We start from the raw sequence: 2,921 nt of genomic DNA on the forward strand, positions 1-2,921 counted from the left end.
TACCCATAACCGAAGGCGTGCCCCTTGTGTTATAAGAAGCATCCTCATATCCACTTCATCATTCCGGCAGGCAGCTTTAATAAGCACAAAAAACAGTGGAAAAAGAACAAGGGTAAATACCTGTTCAACGCCTTTAACCTGGCCAAAGTGTGGCGAGCAAGACTGCTGGCGCAACTGGCAAAACTGAGTCTAAAACTCCCTAGCTCAATACCCAAAAAGTGGGTGGTAGACTGCCAACATGTGGGTAAAGGACTGCCAGCGTTAAAGTACCTGTCGCGATACCTTTATCGCGGCGTGTTACCCGATAAAAATATCGTCAGTAATATCGACGGACAAATTAGTTTTGCCTATCTTGAAAACCATGGGCAAAATAGCCAAACCGACACCACTGAAATACGTACATTACCTACTGTCGAATTTCTATGGTTGGTACTGCAACATGTACTGCCGAAAGGCTTACGGAGAGTCAGAGACTCTTAACAATGAGAGTGGATTACTCAGAGGAGGTTCAGCCAGGCTGCGGCAACGAATACGCTTGATGTTAGCCGTTGCTGGCACCGTGTTTTCGCCGCTCGAAAACACCACTAAAACTCAAGCCATACGACCTTGCCCTTGTTGCCGACAACCGATGATATTTATGGGGGTGCATAGGAATAAGCATGCACGACTGACAAGCTTTCTTAGGCAAAAAACAACCACACCTAACGCCACTGTTTAAGCGGAAGGATTAAAAATTAACACTTAAGGTGCGGAACAAGAAAAGTATCAGGAGGTGCTAAGGTATTGATATTTTTAGGTAAAAAAATTAGCTGGCGATGCTAAGGGATCGATGCGGCTAGTAAAAAATGTAACTGCTCTGCACACATCGAAAAAGCGTAAGATCTTACGCCGATATTTACACTATAAAGGTATCACTCGGGCTTGTTCAACACTTGGGATAAGGCCGCGGCTACGCGCGGCCTATCCTTATCTGTTATATTGCGGCTTTAACCAAGCTTTGATTAATTTTATGTTGCATATAGATTACATGAAAAATTGATGTAATAAATGGATTTAACCAAAGTATGTCACCTTTATTTGAACCTGAAATTTGGTTTATACGATTGCGGACCATAACTATCCACGTTACATCAAAAACACTTGAAACCAAATGAATAACAATTGAGCTTTTTAAAATGGATAAATCGTGAATATTAACTAAACCATAAATTAAACTAGCTAATGAAATGGCAAATAAAATTACAGTAGTAAGGATAAAATATTTAGATATTTTAAGCTCTGTATGCCCGTTGATTTGGTTTGAAAAACGGTAAAGTTTATATATTAAATACGAACCTATTGTGAGCACGCAAAGAACGAGAGTCTTTAGAACTGAGTCAACTTCAAATATATCTGTAAGTTCCTTTTTCATTTATTCTCCGATGCTGAAAATACACTTTACTTTTTTAGCAATATAACGCTGGCATAAATGGCGGAACAAGTTTGGTAGTTTTATTGCGTTTCTTTGCAATAAAAATCGCCAAGCTTGTGGAGTCCATTTGATGACCCTTGTTAAATTGCATTTGGTTTTATCCCAATATCAGAACATACCTCAGGTAAGATTTCGTCTGTTAGGCCAGAGGGAAGTTTTTCTAATTTTGGCCTTGTTAATTGTAGTTGAACAGCCTTGTCACCACTTGTAACTTTGTCAATCCAAGGCTTAAAGTAGGAAGCTCTTGAGTAAACCTCTAGAACTCCATATTTACCTATACCTTCACCTTCAACTCTAGAACTAACACCAAGCAAGTAATTTGTTCCATTAGATTTTAGAAATGCAGGTCCTCCACTATCTCCTCCACCAGAAACCCCTTCTAACGGTAAAGCTGAATCTCCACTATCAAAAACAAATTTTAATAATGGCCCATCGGCCATAGTAATTATATTTTGAGCTTTACGTAACACCCCGTTATTTTCATAGTTATCCACCGTTTGGCCAATTAAACCATTACCAGTACCACCTACACCGATAAACCAAGTTGGTTTTCCAAGCTCATCAGTATTTCCGTAAACAGTTGCAGGCTCAATTCCCGTTACAGGATTAATTAATTTGACTAAAGCTATATCGTGACTTTTACCGGGTTTGTAGTCTCTATGGACAAATACACTTTCTACTTTATGCAGACCATTATTGAACGCTACATAACTTTCGGGGGTCACACAAAATGTGGCATGCGCAGCGGTCACTATCCAATCAGGTTTAATTAATGTTCCATGTGCGCCATCAACATAGAATGTTGCCAATGGAGCAAAATCACTTGGCATAGCCTGGTACTTTTTGTCATCAACATCATGACGAACAACTATTGCTGAAGACGAAAAACTTAAAATAAACAATGAAATAAATAGAAATATACGCATGACTTCCCTTTGCAATTTAACGCCCTGCTAATAAGTGAACCAAGTGCTGGCGGGCGATTTGCACAGCAAATGGCATGACAGCCTTGGTGAATCTGGATTTAGCAGCTTGTTAGGTATCCTTACGCTATATACCTACCCATGACTAAAATCGGCAACCATATTGAACTTGACACAAATAGTGAGCTTGTTAATAGGAGTGTTAAAGAAAAGGCAAAATAATGACCTGCAAACACTCGCGCATCACTTACGGGGTGCTGCTTTACAGCAAGTATCATCACACGGCTGAACTCTTTAATTTTAACTATCTGGCACTCAACCCAAAGCTTCATGGGCTTAATCATGATGAGGAGGCATGTAAAGGCTACTTCTACACCAGCAACATCCATAAACAAGAGTAATTCAGGTGCAAATGGAGTAAGGGCTAATATAACTAGCAGCATCAAAATTTTTTTGCTTTTGGGACTAAATTTAAAACCTTCCATAAGACTCCCTTCCTTGGTTACCTAACGCTTTAGATAATGAGC

At 39.6% G+C, this 2,921-nt stretch carries 3 protein-coding genes and 1 pseudogene; 1 reads left to right on the plus strand and 3 read right to left on the minus strand.

Annotated features, from left to right (window positions below):
• Positions 1 to 39: 39 nt before the first annotated feature.
• Positions 40 to 718 (plus strand): annotated as a pseudogene (locus tag BCU91_RS04110) (transposase); the annotation flags it as partial.
• 255 nt (positions 719 to 973) lie between these two features.
• Here the strand turns inward: BCU91_RS04110 and BCU91_RS04115 are convergent.
• From BCU91_RS04115 to BCU91_RS04125, 3 genes are all read right to left on the minus strand, one after another.
• On the minus strand, positions 974 to 1,411 hold the full coding sequence (locus tag BCU91_RS04115) for a hypothetical protein (RefSeq protein ID WP_102476264.1): 438 nt from the start codon (positions 1,409 to 1,411) through the stop codon (positions 974 to 976).
• A gap of 140 nt (positions 1,412 to 1,551) precedes the next feature.
• Positions 1,552 to 2,397, minus strand: a complete 846-nt coding sequence (locus tag BCU91_RS04120; protein WP_102530945.1) for a trypsin-like serine protease — start codon at positions 2,395 to 2,397, stop codon at positions 1,552 to 1,554.
• A 119-nt stretch (positions 2,398 to 2,516) separates the two neighbouring features.
• Positions 2,517 to 2,879, minus strand: coding sequence for a hypothetical protein (locus BCU91_RS04125; RefSeq protein ID WP_102436174.1), 363 nt, complete (start codon positions 2,877 to 2,879; stop codon positions 2,517 to 2,519).
• Positions 2,880 to 2,921: the final 42 nt, after the last annotated feature.

The organism is Shewanella sp. 10N.286.52.B9 (assembly GCF_002873635.1).
Taxonomy (GTDB): domain Bacteria; phylum Pseudomonadota; class Gammaproteobacteria; order Enterobacterales; family Shewanellaceae; genus Shewanella.

What these genes read in the sequence shown, in the direction of transcription:
- BCU91_RS04115 (WP_102476264.1), bottom strand. Translation starts at nt 1,411, where the DNA reads ATGAAAAAGGAACTTACAGATATATTTGAAGTTGACTCAGTTCTAAAG.
- BCU91_RS04120 (WP_102530945.1), bottom strand. Translation starts at nt 2,397, where the DNA reads ATGCGTATATTTCTATTTATTTCATTGTTTATTTTAAGTTTTTCGTCT.
- BCU91_RS04125 (WP_102436174.1), bottom strand. Translation starts at nt 2,879, where the DNA reads ATGGAAGGTTTTAAATTTAGTCCCAAAAGCAAAAAAATTTTGATGCTG.